Source organism: Prevotella amnii CRIS 21A-A (assembly GCF_000177355.1).
GTDB classification, from domain to species: Bacteria; Bacteroidota; Bacteroidia; order Bacteroidales; family Bacteroidaceae; genus Prevotella; species Prevotella amnii.
Genome location: NZ_ADFQ01000020.1, coordinates 1 through 1,186, shown reverse-complemented (window position 1 = coordinate 1,186; position 1,186 = coordinate 1). Strand labels below are relative to the sequence as shown.

Sequence of the window (1,186 nt, the reverse complement as noted above, 5' to 3'; positions counted from 1 at the left end):
AAGACTACACATTATATATATAGATAACAGAGCAAGAACACCATACTGCTTAAAACATAAACCAAACGAAACCTAAAAAAGAGAGAAGCATACAAAAATGTTTATTTTTTTTATTTCAAAAACAATCACACAACATTCTACGCTGCTTTCTTAAAGCATTTACACTTAGGCACTTACAGCACGCAAAGAAAAACGTCAACTTTTACCCTCTAAAATATCAATTTTTACTCTATAGAACATCAACTTTTACTCAGGAATAGATAATGTTTTACACCAAAAAAGATGATGTATAGAAATTTGTAAAAACATTTCAGACAAAAAGAAAACAAGAAAAATACTAAAAATTCCCCTTTTTGCTATATTTTATCTCATAAGACAATTTAGACATTTTAAATCATATTTTGAGACCTCTGCAAAGGATATGCAAAAAGTGCCACCTAAACCAAGTCTTTTCGATTAAGGGGCTTACTATTGAGAAAATAACTTCCGAAGTCCTATTTTAAGGGAGGGGTTTTATGTCTTTTGAGTTTCACCGGACAGCAATAATATTGAATAAAATCAAGCTGTCATAACTTGGACGACCTGTTGATTTATAACCTTTGGTATAAGCGATTTCTATGATACCACGAATAGGTATCCAATCGATTAATTTATCTATTTGGGAAAAGAAAGTCTGCTTGACCTCACGCTGACCGAGAACGACATCGGCAAAACTGGGAGAAGAAAGAGTTTGTTTCATACCATAAAGGTACAAAAATATGATGAAATGAGCAAATCTTAGGATAAGAGTTTTGCAGAGGTCTCATACCAGTTCTTTTATCAAATAGCGTTTTTATAATTTATCACCTTAAAGTTTTATTTTTTGTTCAACAACATTGCCTTCAAATGTTACCATTGTGCAAGTCAACTGTTAAAAACCTAAACTATTAACGAAAAATAACGTTATTTTTTTTTGATTTTTATTTTTGGCGTTACGCCTAATAATGATGACTTTTGCAAACTATTATTTTTTTATTGCTGTATACAGCCAGTACACTTATAGAATTTCTATAATTTGCTTAATTATAAACGTTACAATTTAAATGTTATTTGTATGAAAAAAAAATATCAAAAACCAACAATCACTGTGTTTAGGATTGAGAACACTCCCTTATTAATAAAGATGTCTCCAGGCGCTGCAACTCTT

Annotated in this window: 1 pseudogene; it reads right to left on the bottom strand. The window is 30.5% G+C overall.

The annotated features are described in order from the left end of the window. Positions 1–532: 532 nt before the first annotated feature. Positions 533–739: pseudogene (locus HMPREF9018_RS02540) on the bottom strand (IS5 family transposase); the annotation flags it as partial. Between the last annotated feature and the right edge of the window lie 447 nt (positions 740–1,186).